Here is a 19,401-nt window from a genome sequence, read left to right on the forward strand (position 1 = left end):
GTTGGGCGCTGGCTGTCGGGGCAAATTTTCTGGGCGCGTGGAAACCCGGGGTGTCTAGGGAATCCTCGGGGTGATGCGTAAATCTATGTGCCGGAAGTGAGGTTGGTGCGCTATCTCCTTGATGCAGAAGGAGATTCACACAATTCCGGCGCGCTTTGTAGCGCTTTTGGGCGACGCGTTTTACCAAATGGTAAAACTGCTTCACATTACTTGGGTTTGCAGCAATATATGTAAGCGCTGCGATCGATCATTTATTTCTGTTCAAGCCGAATGTGGTTATTTATGCGCCTGTTGAGGCAATAAATTCCGACGTCTTGCAATAAATGCCGTATCGAGCGGCGCAAATAGGCAATCCCCAAATGCAAAATTAGTTTGCGATGTTTGTCGGGAAATTGCCTGTCGCCAGCCTGTCCGGCCGGGCACCGGCTTCAGTGGCCGAGGCGGCGCGACAGCAGGGCGGCGGCGCGATTCAAGGCGCCCACCAGGGCGCCGTCCGGCGCCGTGTCGAAGCTGGCGCTCGGCCCGATGGCCGTCAGGGCCAGCACCAGCCGTCCCGACGCCTCGAAGACCGGCGCCGCGGCCGCGCTGACGCCGGCGACGACGCCATCACGAGAGGTGGCCAGGCGGTCCCGGCGCACCGCTTCGATGAGAGCGGCCTCGGGCATGGGCTGGCTCAGCGCGGCGGCTTCCTCGCCGCGCCAGGCGGCGAACAGGCGCCCCGACGCCGTGCCGGCCAGGCTCATCACGGTGCCGTGCCGCATGCTGATATGGACCGGCGTCGGCCCCTCGGCCACGCGCACGATGGTGGGGCCATGCGTGCCCCAGACGGCGATGGCCACGGTGTGGCCCAGTTGCAGGGCCAGCTCCTCAATGACGGGCGTTGCCAGGCGCACTGGGTCGTACTGCTGCAGGCTGATCAGGCCGAGCTGCAGGGCCAGGGGCCCCAGGCCATAGGGGCCGCTGCCGCCCTCCTGTTCCACCAGGCCCAGCTTGATGAAGCTGACCAGATAGGGATGGGCCTTGGCCGGCGTCATGCCCGCCTCGCGCGCCAGATCCTTCAGCGCCATCGGCCGGCCGTGATGGGCCAGAGCCAGCAGCAGTTGGCCGCCGACTTCGATGCTCTGGATGCCGCGTGGGGCCTTGCTGTCCGCCATGTTCAAAATTCTATATTGGTGAATTGATTTGGAATAGGCTAAATTTCGGCTCTCGCCGTTGGAGACCGCCGATGACTGCCAAAGCCTTTGCCTCGCAAGCCGATCTGGAAGAAAAGCAGGTCAGCTTCGAGCGCCTGTCCGAGCACGCCTGGGCCTACACGGCCGAGGGCGACCCCAACACCGGCATCGTCATCGGCCGCGACGCGGCCATGGTGATCGACACCCAGGCCACGCCCATCATGGCGGCCGACGTCATCCGCCGCATCCGCTCTGTGTCAGGCGTGCCCATCAAGTACGTGCTGCTCAGCCACTATCACGCGGTGCGCGTGCTGGGTGCCTCCGCCTTCAAGGCCGAGGGGCTGGAGCAGGTCATCGCCAGCGAAGCCACGCTGGCCCTCATCAAGGAGCGTGGCGAGCAGGACAAGGCCAGCGAGATCGGCCGCTTCCCGCGCCTGTTCCGCAATGTCGAATCCGTGCCGCCGGGTCTGACCTGGCCGACGCTGACCTTCAGCGGCCGCCTCACGCTGGACCTGGGCGGCGTCAAGGTCGAGATGTTCTCGCCCGGCCGCGGCCACACGGCTGGCGACACGGTGGCCTGGCTGCCTGAGGAGAAGGTGCTGTTCAGCGGCGACCTGGTGGAGTTCGATGCCACGCCGTATTGCGGCGACGCCCACTTCGAAGACTGGCCCGCGACCTTGTCGGCAATCGCCAAGCTGAATGCGAACGCCCTTGTGCCGGGCCGTGGCCCGGCGTTGAAAGGTGCTGAGCAAGTCGCGGCGGGATTGGACGGCACGCGCGCCTTTGTCAGTGAGCTGTATGCGGCCGTGCAGGCTGGCGTGAAAGCCGGCGAGGAGCTGAAGGCCGTCTACCAGCGCACCATGGCGGCGCTGCGTCCCAAATACGGTCACTGGGTCATCTTCGACCACTGCATGCCTTTCGACGTGACGCGGGCCTATGACGAGGCGGGCGGCACCGCGCATCCGCGCATCTGGACCGCAGAACGTGACGTCGAAATGTGGAAGGCCCTCGAAGGCGCCTGATCCCGTGGACCTGCCGCGCTACCCCTATCACCAGACGCTGGAGCAGCGCTCCGGTCAGCCTGAGCGCCGGCCTGTCGTCATCGTCGGCGCCGGCCCGGTGGGCTTGACGCTGGCGCTGGAGCTGGCCAGGCGCGACGTGCCCGTCGTCGTCATCGACGACAGCGACCGCATCGGCGAGGGCTCGCGTGCCGTCTGCTGGGCCAAGAAGACGCTGGAGGTGTTCGACCGGCTGGGCATCGGCGAGGCCATTGCGCGCGAGGGCGTGCGCTGGCAGCGTGGCCGTGTCTTCCACGGCGAGCGTGAGGCCTATGCCTTTGACCTGCTGCCCGAGGCGCATCACAAGATGCCGGCGATGGTCAATCTGCAGCAGGACCAGGTGGAAGCGCGCCTGGTGCGTGCGGTGCAACTCGAGCCGCGTATCGAGCTGCGCGGCAGGCATGAGTTGATCGGCCTGGAGCAGGACGACGATGGCGTCACGCTGAACGTGCGCACGCCGGATGGCCTGTTCGACATGAGGGCCGATTGGGTCGTCGGCTGCGATGGCGCGCGAAGCCCCACGCGAACCCTGCTGGGCCTGAGCTTCCAGGGCCAGGTTTTCGAGGATCGCTTCCTGATCGCCGATGTGCGCCTCGACGCGGGCGTGCGGCCGCGCGGCCTCGACCCGGCCAAGCCCGAGCGCTGGTTCTGGTTCGACCCGCCCTTCCATCGTGGTCAATCGGTGCTTCTGCATGCCCAGGCCGACGGCTTGTGGCGCATCGACTTCCAGCTCGGCCGCGACGCCCATGTCGAAGCCGAGCGGGACCCCGAGCGCATCCAGGCGCGCGTGGCGGCCATGCTGGGCACCGAGGGATTCAAGCTGGCCTGGTCGTCCATCTACCAGTTCTGCTGCCGGCGCGCCGAGCGCTTCCGCGTGGGCCGCGTGCTGCTGGCCGGCGATGCCGCCCATCAGGTCTCGCCCTTCGGCGCGCGCGGCGCCAACAGCGGCGTGCAGGACGCCGACAACCTCGGCTGGAAGCTGGCCGCCGTCGTCAAAGGGGAGGGCAGCGATGCGCTGCTGGACGCATATGAATTCGAGCGCATCGAAGCGGCTGACGACAACATCGGCCATTCAACGCGGGCGACCGACTTCATCAGCCCCAAGAGCGCCTTGAGCCTGCGCCTGCGCAAGGCCGCGCTGGACTTGGCCGCGCGCACCGACTTCGCCAAGCCGCTGGTCAACAGCGGGCGGCTGTCCACGCCCACCGAGCATGTCGATTCGCCGCTGAGCACGTCTGACGCCGAAGCGTGGGCGGGTGGTCCCGCGCCCGGCTGCCCGGCGCCGGACGCGCCACTGGACGAGGGCGGCTGGCTCATCGAGCACTTCGGCAAGGGCTTTGTGCTGCTGGCCTTTGGCTGGCCCGTCGAAGCCGAGGGCCTGCCCGTCGTCACGCTGGCCGGCGAGGGCATGGCCGCCACGCGCTATGGCGCCCGGCCCGGCAGCGTCGTGCTGGTCCGCCCCGATGCCGTCGTCGCCGCGCGCTGGCATCGCTTCGACGCCGAAGCCGTGCGTGCGGCGCTGGTTCGCGCCCATGGGAAGCCGCAATGAACAAATTGACTCTGACCCCAAATTTCGGGCGCGAAGCCGATGCCTTCTATGCCGAACTCATCGCCGCCCAGGCCGGCTTGAGCGATGAGCAGGCTGCCGACTGGCTGGCGCGCCTGGCCCTGATCCTGTGCAACCACATCGGCGATCGCGAAGTGCTGAGACAAGCCTTCGCTCTTGCTCATCACGATCACCACGAACGCCATGACTGAACTGACCTATCTGACCGGTTTCGGCAACCAGCACAGCAGCGAAGCTGTGCCCGGCGCCCTGCCCATCGGCCGCAACAGCCCTCAGAAGGCGCCGCACGGCCTCTATGCCGAGCTGCTGTCCGGCAGCGCCTTCACCGCGCCGCGCGCTGACAACCAGCGCACCTGGATGTACCGCCGCCAGCCGTCGGTGGTCGTCGCGGGCTACGAGCCGCTGCCGCATGCGCTGTGGAAAAGCGGCGCGGCCGAGGGCGAGAGTGCGCCGCCCGATCCGCTGCGCTGGGGACCGACACCGCTGCAGGGCGACGGCGACTTCGTCGACGGCCTGCGCAGCTATGCCGTCAATGGCGAGGTGGGCATCGCGGGCATGGGCGCCCTGGCCTATGTGGCGACGCGCGCCATGGGTCGCCGCGCCCTCGTGAATGCCGATGCCGAGATGCTGCTCGTGCCGCAACAAGGCCGCCTGCTCGTGACGACGGAGCTCGGCCGCCTCGTCGTGGCCCCCGGCTCCATCGCGCTGCTGCCGCGCGGCATGGCCTTCAAGGTCGACCCGCTGGACGTGCCGGCCCGCGGCTATGTCTGCGAGAACTTCGGCGCCGCCATGCGCCTGCCTGAGCTCGGCCCCATCGGCAGCAACGGCCTGGCCAACGCACGCGACTTCGAGGCGCCGGTGGCCTGGCATGAAACCGAAGACGGCGAGTACGAGATCGTGAAACGCTACGGCGGTCGTCTCTGGCGTGCCCGTCAAGGCCACACGCCCTTCAACGTCGTCGCCTGGCACGGCAACCTCGTGCCCTATCGCTGGGACACGGCCCGCTTCATGACGATCAACACCGTCAGCTTCGACCACCCGGACCCCAGCATCTTCACGGTGCTGACCAGCCCCAGCGACACGCCCGGCTGGGCCAATGTCGACTTCGTCATCTTCCCGCCGCGCTGGATGGTGGCCGAGGACACCTTCCGCCCGCCCTGGTACCACCGCAACGTGATGAGCGAGTTCATGGGCCTGGTGCTGGGCCAGTACGACGCCAAGCCCGAAGGATTCAAGCCGGGCGGCGCCAGCCTGCACAACAGCTATGTGCCGCACGGCCCCGACACCGAGGCCTTCGACAAGGCCAGCAACGCCGACTTGAAGCCGCACAAGCTGGACCAGACACTGGCCTTCATGTTCGAGACCCGCTGGCCCCTGAAGCCGACCCGCTGGGCGCTCAACGAGGCGCCGCTCGAGAAGACCTATGCCGACTGCTGGCGCGATCTGAAAGATGACTTCCATGCTTGATCCCAAACTCGACCATACGCACGACGCCGCCGCCCTTTCCTGGGTCGCTTCGGCCAACGATCCCGCCACTGACTTCCCTCTGCAGAACCTGCCCTTCTGCGCCTTCCGCCGCGCCGGCTCGCTGGAGCCCTGGCGCGTCGGCGTCGGCATCGGCGACCAGATCCTGGACCTGACCGGCTGGGGCATCACCGACCTGAACGCGCTGATGGCCCGCCCCAGCAGCGAACGCCGCGCGCTGCGCCATCGCCTCTTCGACACCTTGAAGGCCGGCGCCCCCGAGGTCGAGCTGGTGCCGCAGGCCCAGGCCGAGTACACGCTGCCCTGCCGCATCGGCGACTACACCGATTTCTACACCGGCATCCACCACGCCCGCGCCATCGGCAAGCTATTCCGCCCGGACAACCCGCTGCTGCCCAACTACCAGTGGGTGCCCATCGGCTATCACGGCCGATCCTCGTCCATCGTCGTCAGCGGCACGGCGCTGCGCCGCCCCAAGGGCCAGGTCAAGCCGCCGGATGCCGACGTGCCGGTCTTCAAGCCCAGCGCCCGCGTCGACTGCGAGCTGGAGCTGGGCCTCTTCGTCGGCCCAGGCAACGCATTGGGCGAGCCCTTCAGCATCGACGAAGCGGATGAACACGCCTTTGGCCTGACGCTGCTCAACGACTGGTCGGCCCGCGACATCCAGCCCTGGGAGTACCAGCCCCTCGGCCCCTTCCTGGCCAAGAACTTCGGCACGACCATCTCGCCGTGGATCGTCACGATGGAAGCGCTGGAGCCCTTCCGCATTCCCTTCACGCGGCCCGAGGGCGACCCGCAGCCGCTGCCCTATCTGGACTCGCCGGCCCACCGCGCCAACGCCAGCTACGACATCGAGCTGGAGGTCTGGTTCAAGACGCCTTCCATGGCTGAACCCACGCGCCTGTCGCGCTCCAACCTGCGCCACGCCTATTGGTCGCTGGCCCAGATGCTGACCCACCACGCCAGCAACGGCTGCAATCTGCAGCCCGGCGACCTGCTGGGCACGGGCACCATCAGCGGCCCGGCGCAGGAGGAGGCCGGTTCGCTGCTGGAGCTGACGCTGGGCGGCAAGCAGCCCATCACCTTGCCGAACGGCGAACAGCGCACATTCGTGTTGGACGGCGACCAGCTCGGCCTGCGTGCCTTTGCGGAGAAACCCGGGTATCGCCGCATCGGTTTTGGCCCCTGCGACGGCCAAATCACGCCTGCCACCTGAGTCTGTCTTGCGCCAACGTAACGTCGGCGCAATGAAGTCCAACAAAGCGCAACGAGCTGAGCCGCGCGGGAGCGCCGCCGCTAGATTGCGGGCACTGGCCAGGGTCTGACGACAAGAGACAACGCAGCTCTGGCCTTCTGAGTTGAGCCCCACCCGTTGGCACACCCGCCGCGGGGACGGCTCCTTGTTGTCCAACAGAACTCGTTGCCCAGGAGCACCTACGTGGCCAAGCCTCACTTCAAGCAGAACCTTTTGCCCCATCTCATCGGCCTCGCGCTGGGAGGCGCCGCCCTCGCGCCGGCCTTCGCGCAGGACACGAACCAACTCGAAACCGTCGAGATCCGCGGCGTGCGGGCGACGCTGAAGAAGAACCTCGCCGAGAAGCGCGAGTCGCAGCAGATCGTCGACAGCATCAGCGCCGAGGACGTGGGCAAGTTCCCCGACAAGAACGTGGCCGACTCCCTGCAGCGCGTGCCCGGCATCTCGGTGGACCGCATCTGGGGCGAGGGCAAGGCCATCTTCGTGCGCGGCACGGACAAGAACCTCAACATGACGCAGCTCAACGGCCAGGCCGTGGCGTCGTCGGAGTGGTGGCTGAACGAGCCGCAGACGCGCAGCTTCAACTACGACGTGCTGCCCTCCGAGATCGTTGGCAGCCTGGACGTCTTCAAGAGCCCCTCGGCCGACCTGGACGAAGGCAGCATCGGCGGCCTCGTCATCGTCAAGACCCGCAAGCCGCTGGCCTTCAAGGACCAGCTGACGCTGCAGGCCTCGGCCGAGGCCCTGTACAGCAAGCTGCCCGGCAAGACCGACCCGCAGGTCTCGGGCCTGTTGAACTGGAAGAGCGACGACAAGACCTTCGGCGTGCTGCTGGCCATCAGCAGCCAGAAGCGCCACATGCGCCGCGACGGCCTGGAGCAGTTCTCCGACGGCAAGTACGACGTCAAGGACCAGAACGGCGTGGTCACCAACGCCTACGCCTCCTGGGGCGGCGGCTCGGCCATCTTCCGCCAGGAGCGCGAGCGCACCACCACCAACCTGGCCCTGCAGTTCCAACCCAACCCTTCGACCGATCTCGTGCTGAATCTGATGGATTCGGACATGAAGATGAACAACAACAACCAGAACTACCTCTGGCAGGCCGGTGGCCTGGCGGTGGGCGGCGTCATCAGCGCCGTCGATCCGAAGTTCATCACGGTCAGTGACGGCAGCAAGGCCCTGGTCGGCGGCACCTTCGGCCCCAAGAACGGCGTGTCCTTCGAGCCCATCTACCGCGAGAGCTATATCAAGTGCCGCGTGGCGGATCTGGACGGCAGCTATCAGGGCGGCAACTGGCAGCTCCATGGCCAGGTCGGCACGACCAACAGCTCGGGCGGCAGCTCGCACGACCGCCATTTCTGGATGGAAGGCGATACGCGCACGACGATCTCGCTCGGCCCGGACAAGTACGGCGTGAAGTACCTCGACATCAGCCCGCTGGACCCCAAGGCGCTGACGCTGAAGGCCGGCGACGACCGCATCCGCCGCATGGAGGCCAAGGAAAACTACGCCCAGGGCGATGTCACCTTCGATCTCGACAGCGGCCCCATCAAGGCGGTGAAATTCGGCCTCAAGCTGCGCGACAACACGCTGAAGAACTCGCGCATCCAGGGCACGGCCGGCCCGGGCAGCAACGGCTGGCAGTCCTTCAGCCTGTCTGACCTGTCCACCGGCCCCTCGCCGCTGCTGAGCCAGGAAGCCGCCACGCCCGACGCGCTGACGCAGTACGCCTGGTACGACGACGGCCTCGTCGCGAGCAAGGGCATCCCGATGTTCGACAAGGCCATGACCTACAAGGACGTGCTCAACGAGAACTACAAGGTCCAGGAGCGCATCACGGCCCTCTACGCCAAGGCCGACTACGCGGTGGGCCAGCTGCGCGGCGACTTCGGCCTGCGCTTCGTGCGCACCCAGCAGACCTCGGACGGCTACCTGGGCAACGCCAGCGGCGGCTTCTCGCCCACCAGCGTCGGCAACAACTACACCGATGCCCTGCCCAGCCTGAATGTCGTCTACGACCTCAGCAAGCAGCTCATCCTGCGCGGCGCCGTGTCGCGCGCCATGGCCCGCCAGACCTTCGACCTGCTCAGCCCCGGCATGCGCCGCGACGGCACCGTGCTGTCCAAGGGCTATGCCGGCAACCCGATGCTCAAGCCCGTGCATGCCAACCAGGCCGAGATCGGCGCCGAGTGGTATTACGCCGATGCGGCCCTGATCTCGGGCACCTTCTTCATCAAGAAGCTCGACACCTTCACCTACAAGGCCTCCAAGTCCGAGCAGGTGGGCAACGAGACGCTGACCATCGAGCGCCCCTACAACGCCGACAACGGCGCCGACATCAAGGGCTTCGAGCTGCAGTGGCAGCAGCCCTTCGGCAACAGCGGCTTCGGCACCGTCGTGAACTACACCTTCACCGACGCCAAGGCCGGCGCCGTGGCCGGCCAGCCGCGCCTGAAGGTGCTGGGCAACTCGCGTGACCAGTTCAACTTCAGCGGCTACTACGAGCAGGGGCCCATCAGCCTGCGCGTCTCCTACAACTACCGCTCCAAGAGCTATGGCAATGTGGAGATGGGCGGCCAGGTCGTCAACGCCGCCTACGGCCAGTGGGACGCCTCGGCCAGCTGGGATGTGACGAAGCAGATCGCGCTGTACGCCAGCGCCGTCAACATCAACAACGAGGTCATCAAGTCCAACACGGTGGACGGCATCCCAGTCGGCGTCTATGAAAACGGCGCCCGCTACAGCGTCGGCATCCGAGCCAAGTTCTAAGGTTCGACCTCTGTTGCGGCTTCTGGCGGCGGTGTAAACACGCACCGCTGCCAGCCTCTGTCTGACGCTCGCCCTCCATGCATACCAAAACCCTCACCCCCACGGCAGGCCAGGGCGTGCTGCTGCCCATGCTCTTCATCGGGCTGATGTTCTTCATCCTCGGCTTCGCGACCTGGCTCAACGGCTCGCTGATTCCCTTCCTGAAGATCGTCTGCGAGCTGAGCAACTTCCAGGCGCTGTGGGTGGCCTTCGCCTTCTACATCGCCTACACGGTCATGGCCTTGCCGTCGGCGGCCATCCTGGCGCGCATCGGCTACAAGAACGGCATGACGGCCGGCCTGGGCGTCATGGCCATCGGCGCGCTGTGCTTCATTCCGGCGGCCAAGTCGGGCCTGTATCCGGTCTTCCTGCTGGCGCTCTTCACGCTGGCCAGCGGCATGACGCTGATGCAGACGGCCATCAACCCCTACATCGTCTGCATCGGCCCGCGCGAGAGTGCGGCCATGCGCATCAGCATCATGGGCCTGTTCAACAAGGGCGCCGGCATCGTCGTGCCGCTGGTGTTCTCGGCGCTGATCCTGTCGGGCATGGAGCGCTTCTCCGAACCGGCGCTGGCCGCCGTGGATGCCGCCGCCCGCGAGGCGCTGCGGGCCGAACTGGCGCAGCGTCTGGTGTTCCCGTATGCCGTGATGGCCGCGGGCCTGCTGGCCTTCACGGCGCTGATCCATTTCTCGTCCCTGCGAGAGCCCGAGCTGGAGTCGTCCGACGCGCCCACCGGCGAGATCAAGCGCTGGGGCGTGTTCCAGCACCCGCAGGTCGTGCTCGGCGCCATCGCGCTGTTCGGCTATGTGGGCGTGGAGGTCATCGCCGGCGACACGATCGGCCTCTACGGCCAGCAGCTCGGCGTGGCCCACTACGGCGTGCTGACGTCCTACACCATGGGCTTCATGGTGCTGGGCTATCTGCTGGGCGTGGCCCTGATCCCGCGCTTCATGTCGCAGCGCACGGCGCTGATGCTGTCGGGGGCCGCTGGCCTCATCTTCACCATCGGCGTGGCCACGGCGTCGCCCACGAGCACCGGTGGGGCGCAGCTGCTGTTCGGCTGGGCCGGCGTGCCGGTCGTGCCCGATACGGTGCTGTGCGTGGCCCTGCTGGGCCTGGCCAACGCGCTGGTCTGGCCGTCGCTGTGGCCGCTGGCGCTGGAAGGCCTGGGCAAGTACACGGCGGCCGGCTCGGCCCTGCTCATCATGGGCATTGCGGGTGGCGCGCTGATTCCCATGCTCTACGGCCACTTCGCCGATGTGTGGACGCCGCAGCGCGGCTACTGGGTGATGCTGCCGTGGTACGGGCTGATCCTGTCGTATGCCTTGTTTGGGAGCCGGCTCAGGCGCTGGTGATGGCCTCGGCCAGCCAAGACCTTCCTCGCCCCGGCGCCTGGCTATGCAAGGCTTGCCGTCAGCCGGCCGCCGGTCGCCGCTGAAGTGCTGCAGGACTCCAACCTCGCCGCCACTCCAAGCGCCGACCGCACCGCGCTTTCCAGCAGCGGCACGCCGGCTTCGGCGTAAGAGCCGCACCACCAAACGCGACGTCCGGCTTGCTCATGCAGCCGCAGCAGCGCCGCCAGCGCCGCGGCGCTGCCGGCACCCACCAGCGGGCGTTCGAAGCGGGCGTGGCCGAGGACGCTGTCGTCTCGCGGTGCGCGCTGCGGCATCACGGTCTGGAACAGTGGCGCGGCGTGGCGCAGCCCCGGCTGAACGCGGTTGATCCAGATCGTGCTTTCGGGTTGCGCGTGTTCGTCGCAGACCCGGGCGTTCACCGGCGACCAGTCGGCGCGGCGCGTGGGCATCAGGGCGGGGTCGCTGTGCATCAGCACCTCCAGCGCGCGGTAGCGGAAGGCGGCGAGCGCGGCGGCCTCGTCGGGCGCGGCGTCGGCCAGCAAGGCGAGGGCCTGGTTGGCTTGCGTGGCGAAGACGACATGGTCGAAGGCCTCTTCGCCGCCGGCGTGTTGCACCAGCACCTGCCCGGCCCCACTCGGGCGCCTTACCGCCTCCACGCCGGCATTGCATTGCACATGCGTGATGCCGGCGAGCAGCTTCGCGGCCACCGCGTCCGCACCTTCGCGCGCGCGGCGCACGCTCTGGCGCGACAGGCCGGCGGTGGCATAGCCGGCGACGACGGCGGCGGGGTAGGCGCGCGCATCGGCCGTGTTGCAGGTGGCGATGGTGGCGATGGCCGGCAGCAGCAGGCCGTCCACGAACTCAGGCGCGATGCGCTCCGCGGCGACGAACTCGCCGATGCTGGCGCTGCCCAGACCACCCGCGGCCTGCGCCGCGCGTGCCCGGGCCTGGAAGCGCAGCGCGCCCCGCACGATGCGCAAGCCGCGTGCGCTGGCCACGTCATGCGGCAGCACAAAGGGCCACGACCAATCACCCAGGCGGGCGTTGCGCCAGCGGAAATAGGCGCGGTCGTCGCCGCCGCTGAAGGTGGTGGCGTAGTCCACCGGGTCGGTGGCGATGCCGAGCTCCGCATAGACACGGGTCAGCGTCGGGTAGTAGCCGGGGTAGAGGACGCGCAGCGGCACGTCGACCCGCAGGCCTGGGGCGATGGCATCCAGCGTCACCGAGCTGGCGACGAAGCCCGGCACCGCGTGGCGTTCGAACAGCGTCACCGCGTGGCGCCGCGACAGCTGCCAGGCGGCGACCAGGCCGGCGATGCCGCCGCCAATGACTGCGATCTTCATGTCCGCAGCCTATTGCTCCGATGAACCCTGGGTCAGCAGGTCCTTGACCACCACGGGGCGGACAGCCGAAGCGCTCGCAGTCAGCTGGGACTTGCCTTGCTTCAACGCCGCGCTGTCGGACAGGATGTTGACGGCCTCGTTCAGGATGACATCCTTGACGGCCTCCCGGGTCTTCTTGGCGGCGAGATCCTTGCCGAGCTTGCGTTCGTTGAACTGCAAGCCGTCGTCGGCCAATCCGTTTTCCGCGCCGGTTTCGTCACCTTCCAGCATGGCGGCCAGACGCTTCTCCGAAGCGGCGCGCTCCTTGCGTCTGACCCCTTCGTTGAGGGAGATGACATTGCTCTTGCGCACGTCCTGCGCCTTTGCAAGGTCCTCCAGCAGGCCCTGGTAGTCAGGGTCGCGCCGGACACGGCCGTCATGCCACGCCAGCAGGCGTGGCAGCTGTGCCGTGATATCGCCCACCGGGGCGTAGTCGACCGCCTTGATGCGGGTCCAGGGCAGGGCGTTGCCATAGCTCGACTCGCCGAACTGGGTGCTGTCGCCGGTGGACGGAGCGCGAATGTCCGGTGTCACGCCCCGCAGTTGCGTCGTGCCGCCGTTCACGCGGAAGAACTGCGCGACGGTCAGCTTCAGGTCGCCAAACACCGGCGTGGCGTTCTTGGCGATGCGGTCGAGGCTGGCCACGGTCTGGACCGTGCCCTTGCCGAAGCTGGGCTCGCCGATGACCAGGCCGCGACCGTAGTCCTGAACCGCCGCCGCGAAGATTTCGGATGCCGAAGCCGACCCTCTGTTGATCAGCACGCCCAGCGGGCCGTTCCAGGCCAGGCCGGTATCGGTGTTGGCTGCCACGCTGATGTCGCCCTTGGCATCGCGGGTCTGAACCACCGGCACCTTGCCAATGAACAGACCCGTCAACTGCACCGCTTCGCGCAGCGAGCCGCCGCCGTTGCTGCGCAGGTCCATCAGCACGGCCTCCACTTTCTGGGCCTTCAGATCCTGCAGCAGCCTGGCCACGTCGCGCGCCGCGCTGCGGTAGTCCTTGTCGCCCTTTTGCAGCGCGGCGATGTCCTCGTAGAAGGAGGGCAGGGTGATGACGCCGACCAGGCGCTTGCCTTCGCCCGTCGTCACCGAATAGACCTTGGCCTTGGCGGCGCTGTCCTGCATCTTGATGGTGTTGCGGACCAGAGCCACGGTCTTGACGGCGGCGTCGGGCCCGCTGTCGGCCGGCAGGATGTCCAGCCGCACCGTCGAAGCCATCGCGCCGCGAATCAAGGCCACCGTGTCGTCCAGGCGCCAGCCGACCACATCGTCCGTCGGGCCCGCCGCCCCTTGGCCGACACCGACGATGCGGTCGCCCACCTTGAGTTGCCCCGACACCATCGCAGGCCCGCCCGCCACCAGCTCCCGGATGGTGATGTAGCCGTCGATCTCCGTCAGGACGGCGCCGATGCCTACCAGTGACAGGCGCATCGCGATGTTGAAGTTCTCGGCGTCGCGTGGCCCCAGGTAGTTGGTATGGGGCTCGATCGCCATCGTGTAGGCATTCATGAAGGCCTGGAAGGCATCGGCGCTCGAGATCTTGCCGATGCGCTTGGCGGTGCTGTCGTAGCGCTTGTCTAGCACCTTCCTGATGGCCGCGTCATCCTGGCCCGCGAGCTTGAGCCGCAGCCAGTCGTTCTTGACGCGCTTGCGCCAGAGGTCGAGCGACTCGGCTTCGGTTGCGGGCCAAGGCTGGTCCTTGCGGTCGATCATCAGCGTCTCGTTGCGCTCGAAGTCGAAGCCCTTGGCCAGCAGGCTGCGGGCAAACGCCATGCGCTCGAGCGCCCGGCGTTCGTACAGGTGGAAGATCGCGAACGGCGCGTGCAGATCCTCGGTCAGGATCGCATCGTCAAGCCGCGTGCGGTCCCCAGCCAGGCGGTCGATGTCGGACTGCAGGAAGTACAGCTTCTCCGGATCGAGGGACTTCAGGTACTGGTCGAACACCTTGCCCGACAAGGCGTCGTCCAGCGGCATCGCCTTGTAGTGGTAGCGCGACAGCAGGTCCGCCGCCAGGCGAGCCGCCTTGGCCTCCTGCACCGTCGGCTTCAGCAGCGGCGGGTAGGCAAGCTCGGTGTCCGCCTTGGCAACCTGCAGTGCGGCCGCCACGGCCAGCACGAACCCAATCAGCTTGTGTCCCAATCTCACTCCACACGGTTGAACGGCCCATGAACATGGGCAGGTGTGGATGGTGCCATGCCAGGCGGGAGGGCTGCTGGCCGACTGTGAATCAACCTGTCAGGTGAACGCGGTGTGAGCCGAAGGCGCGCGTCATCTCGTTCAGGCGCTGCCTGGCCTGGGCGGCATTCACAGCCTGGGGCGCCGCGCGCAGCTCGGCCGGAAAGCGGCCCATGCCGGCAAACAGGCAATACCAGGACGGGCGCAGATACATCAATCCGGCGCCATGGCGCTCCAGCTCGGCCTCGAAATCGCCGCCGCGGTCCCAGACGTCGAGCAGGCTGACCAGACGCTCCGAGATCTGGCGATTGGCGCGGTTGGCCCGCCAGTAGTCGGAGTCGCGGCGCGTGTTGAGCTGGTAGTGGGCGACGACATAGTCGCGCACGCCCTCGAACATGGCGTTGACGCTGTCGTTGTAGGCCCCCTGCCGGCCGCGGCCGAAGCCGTCGCCTTCGAGCGCGGTGATGAACTGCTCGACGCTGAGCTGGATCAGCATCAGGGCCGTGGCCTCCAGCGGCTCGATGAAGCCCTGCGAAAGCCCCACCGCGACGCAGTTCTGCCGCCAATGCTGCTTGACGCGGCCCACGCGCATGCGCAGGCGCCGGGCCTCGGCGCCGTCGGCCGCAGGGCCAAGGTGCTCGCGCAATTCGCGCTCCGCCTCGTCGTCGCTGGTGAAGTCGGAGCTGTAGACATAGCCGTTGCCGTAGCGCGTCGTCAGCGGGATGCGCCAGGCCCAGCCATGGCTCAGGGCCGTGGAGACGGTCTCGGACGGGATGTCCTCGCCGTCGGCCAGCGGCGTGGGCATGGCGATGGCGCGGTCGTTGAAGAGGTTGTCGCGATAGGGGTGGAAAGGCTCGCCGAGGGTTTCGGTGATGAGCAGGCCCTTGAAGCCGCTGCAATCGACAAAGAGGTCGGCAGCGATACGCGCCCCGCTTTTCAGATGCACGGCGGCGACGTCGCCGTTCTCCTGCTGCTCGACACGCGCCACGGTATCGACGACATGGCGCACGCCCAGGCCGATGGCATGCGTGCGCAGGAAGGCACCGAGCCGGCCGGCGTCGAAGTGATAGGCGTAGTCCATGCCCGGCCCATGCGGCGCCCGGCGCTGCCGCGCCAGCTCGGCGGCGAGGAAGAAGTCCTGCGGGTTGGCGTCTGCCGCCTGGCCGCGCCGGCGCAGGCAGGCATTGGTGAAGAACTGGTTGCCCAGCTCGCGGTCCGCCTCGTTGAAGAAGGGATGGACATAGCTCTCATAGCCCGCCACCTCGCTCCAGCCCGGGAAGCGGATGCCGGCCTTGTAGGTCGCATCGCAGGCTGGCATCCAGTCGCGCTCGGCAATGCCGAGCGTGCGGAAGAAGTGGCGCATGAAGGGCGTCGAGCCCTCGCCGACGCCGATGGTGGCGATATCGGCCGATTCGATCAGTGTGACCTCGACGCCGAACTTCGCCCAGTGGTGGCGCAGCAGATTGGCCGCCATCCAGCCGGCGGTGCCGCCACCGACGATGGCGATGTGTTTCGGAGGATTCATGCTGCAGGCAGGGCCAGGCGAACTTCAAAGCCACCATCGGGATGGTTGCGGAATTGGACGGAGCCGCCGTGGTCGGCAACGATCTCGCGCACGATGGACAAGCCCAGGCCGAGCCCCTCCTTGCGCATGGCGGCGCCATGGTCCAGGCGCGTGTAGGGCTGGCCGAGCTTGGCGAGTGCGCCCTCGGGAACGCCTGGGCCGTGGTCTCGCACGGCCACCAGCACCTGGCCGGTTTCATCGCTGCCCATGCTCACCTGCACCGGCTTTTCGCCCTCGCCATAGAACATCGCGTTGTCCAGCAGGTTGCCGATGGCGCGTTTCAGGGCCAGGGGCTTGCCGAAGACGGTCAGGGCCTCGCTCTGCAGCTCGATCTTGTGGCCGCCCATGCGCGCGTCGCGCACCATCTTCTGCAGTACGAGGTCGATGCGCAGCGGCGCGCGGTTCTCGTGGATGTCGGTGTCCTTGACGATCTGCAGGGCCGTCTTCACCATCATGTCCAGCTCGTCCAGGTCCTCATGGAATTCATCCTGCACGGCGGTGTCGTCCAGCAGCTCGCTGCGCAGCCGCAGCCGTGTGATCGGTGTTCTCAAGTCATGAGAAATAGACGCAAACAGGCGTTCCCGGTCGCCGATGTAGCGGCGGATGCGCTCCTGCATGTCGTTGAAAGCCTCGATCGCCTGCCTCACCTCCTGCGTGCCGCTGACCCGCAGCGGCTTGGGCGCCACGCGCCGGCCCACGCGCGCCGCGGCCTGGCTCAGGCCCGCCAGCGGCCGCGTGATGGCGCGCACGCCGATCAGCGTCAGCAGCACGGCCAGGCCGAGTGCCAGCAGTTGTGGCGTCAGGCGCTGCCAGGTGAAGAACTCCAGCTGCTCCAGGAAGTACGGGTCGGGCAGGGTGCTGCTCAGGTAGAGCCACTGCCCGGGTTCGGTTTCGGCCTGGATGACGAGGAAGGGCGCCGGCCGCTCGGCGGCGATCAGCGAGGGCTCGACCCAGCTCTCCGGCAGGTCGCTGAGCAGCGCGCCGCCGGGGGACACGGCCAGGGCGATGGGCGAGGCCAGCACCACGCGGATTGGCGTTCCCTTGGGCAACTGGGCGCTCAGCTCCTGCGTGACCTGCTGCTCCAGCATGCGCGCCATGGGCTGGTCGGGCAGCGGCGCGACCGTGACGGCGGCGTTGTTGAAGAAGACCAGGAAGCGCGTGCCGCCCATGGTGCGCAGCTGCTCGATGAGGAGCGGCCGGTAGGCGGCCGGCAGCTCGCGCAGGGCGCGCACCGCACCCATGGCGCCGCTGGCGACGTGGTGGGCGGCCAGCTCGGTCTGGCGGCGCACGCGCTGCTCGATCTGGCTGTACCAAAGCAGGTTGACGACGAGCTGCACCAGGGCCAGGCCGCCCAGCATGGCCAGCACGAAGCGGCCCTGCAGGCTGTCGAAGAGAAAGCTGCTGGCGCGCTGTGGCCAACGGCGCAAGGGCGCGGGTGGGCCAGCGTCCTCGACCTCAGAGAGCATGCCGCGCTGTGACGGTGGTCGAGAAGACGTAGCCCGAACCACGCACCGTCTTGATCAGCGCCGGCTGCTTGCCATCGTCCTGCAGGCGCTGGCGCAGGCGGCTGACCTGCACGTCGAGAGACCGGTCCAGCGGCCCGAGGTCGCGGCCGCGGGTCACCTCGGCCAGGCGGCTGCGGTCCAGCACCTCGCCGGGGTGCTCCACCAGCAGCTTGAGCAGCTGGAAGTCCATGCCCGACAGCGCCGTGGCCGTGCCGTCGGGGTCGATGAGGCTGCGCTCCAGCAGGTCCAGTGTGAAGCCATTGAAGGCGTAGTAGCGCGGCTCCTTGGCTTTCTCCTGGCCGGTGCGGCGCGTGATGGCCTTGATGCGCGCCAGCAGCTCGCGCGGGTTGAAGGGCTTGCCGAGGTAGTCGTCGGCGCCCAGCTCCAGGCCGACGATGCGGTCGGTCTCGTCGGCGCTGGCCGTCAGCATGATGACGGGCACCTCGGAGCGGCGGCGCACCGACTGGCAGAGCGTGAAGCCCTCGGTGTCGGGCAGCATCACGTCGAGGATGCACAGGCTGATCTCGTCGCGGTGGCGCTCGAACTCGGCCATGAAGCTGGCGCCATCGTGGGCCAGCAGCACCTCGTACTGGTTCTTCTCGAGATAGGTCTTGAGCAGGCTGCGGATTTTCTGGTCGTCGTCGACGATCAGGATCTTGCGCGGGGTCATGGGGCAGCTTTCTTGGGAGCGAGGGCGCGCAGCAGGCCCTGCAGCTTGCGCTGGGCGGCGGCGGGCGTCTGGCTCGGGTCCAGCGCGAAGCGGTGGACGGTTTCGATGATGGCGTTCTTGCCGACCTCGCCAAAGGCCATGCGGTGCACGAGGCTGGGCACGCGTGGCGTGCCGGGGTTGGCGAAGAGATGGAAGGACTGTTGGGCGCAGGGGTCCAGCTCGTCCACCGGCACGTCGCGCCGCACGGGGATGGAGCCCTTGATGCGGTTGTAGCCCAGCTGGGTCGTGGCGCTGCCGAGCAGCTCGGCCATCTTTTCCTGGTCGGCCTGGCTGCCGCCGTTGCCGGCCAGCATGGCCAGGGTGTCGATGCTGTAGAGATGGGCCTGGGCCGTGCCGGGCACGGCTTTGCAGGTGAAGTCGCGCTCGCCCTCCAGGCCCATGGCGCCCAGCTCGCCACGGGCCCAGTCGCCCATGATGAGCATGGCGGCGCGCTCGTTGGCGAAGTCGGCGACGACGTCGGTCCAGGGCCGCTCGCCGGGCGCGGCGCCGCTGGCGGGCAGGGCGAGATTGCGCCAGTTGCGCAGGCGCTTCAGCGCCCGCTCGAGCGCCGGGTCGTCGAAGGCGCTGAGGTCGCGCTGCTCCAGCATGCGCCGGTACAGGACCGGGCCGGCTTCGCTGAGCAGCAGGGCTTCGAAGACGGTCGCGACCTGCCAGGGCTCGTCGCTGAAGGCCACCGGCGTGATGCCGGCCGCGCGCATCTTGACGGCCGCGCGCTCCAGCCCGTCCCAGTCGTTGGGAGGCTCGATGGCCATGCGCTTGAACAGCGCCTTGTTCAGATAGAGGTTGTTGATGCGCTGGATGCCCAGCGGCGCCGCGACGATGTGGCCGCGCACCGTCACCTGGGCCATGACCTGGGGGAACATGACCTTGGACCAGTTGCGCCTGGCGGCCACGCCGTCGAGTTCCAGCAGCAGGCCCATGTCCGCCCACTCGGTCATGGAGGCGCCATTGAGCTGGGCGACCTTGGGCGCCATGCGGCGCAGGATGCGTTCGTTCAACACCTTGATGGCCGGGCCACCGCCGCCACCGGCCACGGCGCCGTCCACCCACTTGAGGCCGTTCTCGGCCATGCGCGCGGCGACATGGTTGGCGGCGGCGCGCTCGCTGGCGGACGTCCACCAGTGCAGCACGTTCAGCTCACCGCTGCCTTCAGGCGCGGGTGCAGTCGAAGCCGGCCCTGCCGCCATGGCCGCGCAACTCCAGGGCAACACCGCCGACGCCAACATGCGACGCATCTTGCGGGCCGCCAGTCGGCGCCAACCTTGCGTTGTGTACGACTTCTGTAATGTTGTGTGACTCAAGGACAACCGCCACCTGCCGCGAGGCGGAGATTGTCTGGTTC

The 19,401-nt window shown here is 67.8% G+C and carries 14 protein-coding genes; 7 read left to right on the forward strand and 7 right to left on the reverse strand.

Annotated features, from left to right (window positions below; translation table 11 throughout):
* Positions 1–428: 428 nt before the first annotated feature.
* Entirely contained in the window at positions 429–1,154 is a 726-nt protein-coding gene (locus tag AC07OY_RS16750) for an IclR family transcriptional regulator (RefSeq protein WP_495043742.1), read from the reverse strand.
* A gap of 71 nt (positions 1,155–1,225) precedes the next feature.
* On the opposite strand from AC07OY_RS16750, the gene AC07OY_RS16755 reads away from it, so the two are divergent.
* The 7 genes from AC07OY_RS16755 (at position 1,226) to AC07OY_RS16785 (ending at position 10,703) form a co-directional block, all read left to right on the forward strand.
* Entirely contained in the window at positions 1,226–2,194 is a 969-nt protein-coding gene (locus AC07OY_RS16755; RefSeq protein WP_495043743.1) for an MBL fold metallo-hydrolase, read from the forward strand.
* A gap of 4 nt (positions 2,195–2,198) precedes the next feature.
* A complete protein-coding gene (locus AC07OY_RS16760; RefSeq protein ID WP_495043744.1) occupies positions 2,199–3,779 on the forward strand; it encodes an FAD-dependent oxidoreductase in 1,581 nt (526 codons plus the stop codon).
* Positions 3,776–3,988 (forward strand): DUF2783 domain-containing protein, encoded by a 213-nt coding sequence (locus tag AC07OY_RS16765; protein WP_495043745.1) that lies wholly within the window; start codon positions 3,776–3,778, stop codon positions 3,986–3,988. Before AC07OY_RS16760 ends, AC07OY_RS16765 begins: the two co-directional genes overlap by 4 nt.
* Complete coding sequence (hmgA, locus tag AC07OY_RS16770; protein WP_495043746.1) at positions 3,981–5,264, forward strand: homogentisate 1,2-dioxygenase; 1,284 nt, start codon at positions 3,981–3,983, stop codon at positions 5,262–5,264. Before AC07OY_RS16765 ends, hmgA begins: the two co-directional genes overlap by 8 nt.
* On the forward strand, positions 5,248–6,498 hold the full coding sequence (gene fahA, locus AC07OY_RS16775; protein ID WP_495043747.1) for a fumarylacetoacetase: 1,251 nt from the start codon (positions 5,248–5,250) through the stop codon (positions 6,496–6,498). The genes hmgA and fahA overlap by 17 nt, the downstream gene beginning before the upstream one ends.
* Before the next feature lie 222 nt (positions 6,499–6,720).
* Positions 6,721–9,306, forward strand: coding sequence for a TonB-dependent receptor (locus AC07OY_RS16780; RefSeq protein WP_495043748.1), 2,586 nt, complete (start codon positions 6,721–6,723; stop codon positions 9,304–9,306).
* A gap of 77 nt (positions 9,307–9,383) precedes the next feature.
* Positions 9,384–10,703: a sugar MFS transporter gene (locus AC07OY_RS16785; protein ID WP_495043749.1), complete on the forward strand. Its 1,320-nt coding sequence runs from the start codon at positions 9,384–9,386 to the stop codon at positions 10,701–10,703.
* A 41-nt stretch (positions 10,704–10,744) separates the two neighbouring features.
* Here the strand turns inward: AC07OY_RS16785 and AC07OY_RS16790 are convergent, their stop codons facing one another.
* The 6 genes from AC07OY_RS16790 to AC07OY_RS16815 all read right to left on the reverse strand — a co-directional run bounded on the left by AC07OY_RS16790 (position 10,745) and on the right by AC07OY_RS16815 (position 19,294).
* Complete coding sequence (locus tag AC07OY_RS16790) at positions 10,745–12,046, reverse strand: FAD-dependent oxidoreductase (protein ID WP_495043750.1); 1,302 nt, start codon at positions 12,044–12,046, stop codon at positions 10,745–10,747.
* A gap of 9 nt (positions 12,047–12,055) precedes the next feature.
* Positions 12,056–14,230, reverse strand: coding sequence for a carboxy terminal-processing peptidase (locus tag AC07OY_RS16795; protein ID WP_495043751.1), 2,175 nt, complete (start codon positions 14,228–14,230; stop codon positions 12,056–12,058).
* An 82-nt stretch (positions 14,231–14,312) separates the two neighbouring features.
* Positions 14,313–15,785: a tryptophan halogenase family protein gene (locus tag AC07OY_RS16800; RefSeq protein WP_495043752.1), complete on the reverse strand. Its 1,473-nt coding sequence runs from the start codon at positions 15,783–15,785 to the stop codon at positions 14,313–14,315.
* On the reverse strand, positions 15,782–17,251 hold the full coding sequence (locus AC07OY_RS16805; RefSeq protein WP_495043753.1) for an ATP-binding protein: 1,470 nt from the start codon (positions 17,249–17,251) through the stop codon (positions 15,782–15,784). Before AC07OY_RS16805 ends, AC07OY_RS16800 begins: the two co-directional genes overlap by 4 nt.
* A 28-nt stretch (positions 17,252–17,279) precedes the next feature.
* Positions 17,280–17,999: a response regulator gene (locus AC07OY_RS16810; protein WP_495043754.1), complete on the reverse strand. Its 720-nt coding sequence runs from the start codon at positions 17,997–17,999 to the stop codon at positions 17,280–17,282.
* Positions 17,996–19,294 carry an ABC transporter substrate-binding protein gene (locus AC07OY_RS16815; RefSeq protein ID WP_495043755.1) on the reverse strand — a complete coding sequence of 433 codons (1,299 nt, stop codon included), beginning with the start codon at positions 19,292–19,294 and terminating at the stop codon, positions 17,996–17,998. Before AC07OY_RS16815 ends, AC07OY_RS16810 begins: the two co-directional genes overlap by 4 nt.
* Positions 19,295–19,401: the final 107 nt, after the last annotated feature.

It is taken from the genome of Roseateles sp. GW821-FHT09H10, assembly GCF_059415865.1.

What these genes read in the sequence shown, in the direction of transcription:
- AC07OY_RS16750 (WP_495043742.1), bottom strand. Translation starts at nt 1,154, where the DNA reads ATGGCGGACAGCAAGGCCCCACGCGGCATCCAGAGCATCGAAGTCGGC.
- AC07OY_RS16755 (WP_495043743.1), top strand. Translation starts at nt 1,226, where the DNA reads ATGACTGCCAAAGCCTTTGCCTCGCAAGCCGATCTGGAAGAAAAGCAG.
- AC07OY_RS16765 (WP_495043745.1), top strand. Translation starts at nt 3,776, where the DNA reads ATGAACAAATTGACTCTGACCCCAAATTTCGGGCGCGAAGCCGATGCC.
- hmgA (WP_495043746.1), top strand. Translation starts at nt 3,981, where the DNA reads ATGACTGAACTGACCTATCTGACCGGTTTCGGCAACCAGCACAGCAGC.
- fahA (WP_495043747.1), top strand. Translation starts at nt 5,248, where the DNA reads ATGACTTCCATGCTTGATCCCAAACTCGACCATACGCACGACGCCGCC.
- AC07OY_RS16785 (WP_495043749.1), top strand. Translation starts at nt 9,384, where the DNA reads ATGCATACCAAAACCCTCACCCCCACGGCAGGCCAGGGCGTGCTGCTG.
- AC07OY_RS16790 (WP_495043750.1), bottom strand. Translation starts at nt 12,046, where the DNA reads ATGAAGATCGCAGTCATTGGCGGCGGCATCGCCGGCCTGGTCGCCGCC.
- AC07OY_RS16800 (WP_495043752.1), bottom strand. Translation starts at nt 15,785, where the DNA reads ATGAATCCTCCGAAACACATCGCCATCGTCGGTGGCGGCACCGCCGGC.
- AC07OY_RS16810 (WP_495043754.1), bottom strand. Translation starts at nt 17,999, where the DNA reads ATGACCCCGCGCAAGATCCTGATCGTCGACGACGACCAGAAAATCCGC.
- AC07OY_RS16815 (WP_495043755.1), bottom strand. Translation starts at nt 19,294, where the DNA reads ATGCGTCGCATGTTGGCGTCGGCGGTGTTGCCCTGGAGTTGCGCGGCC.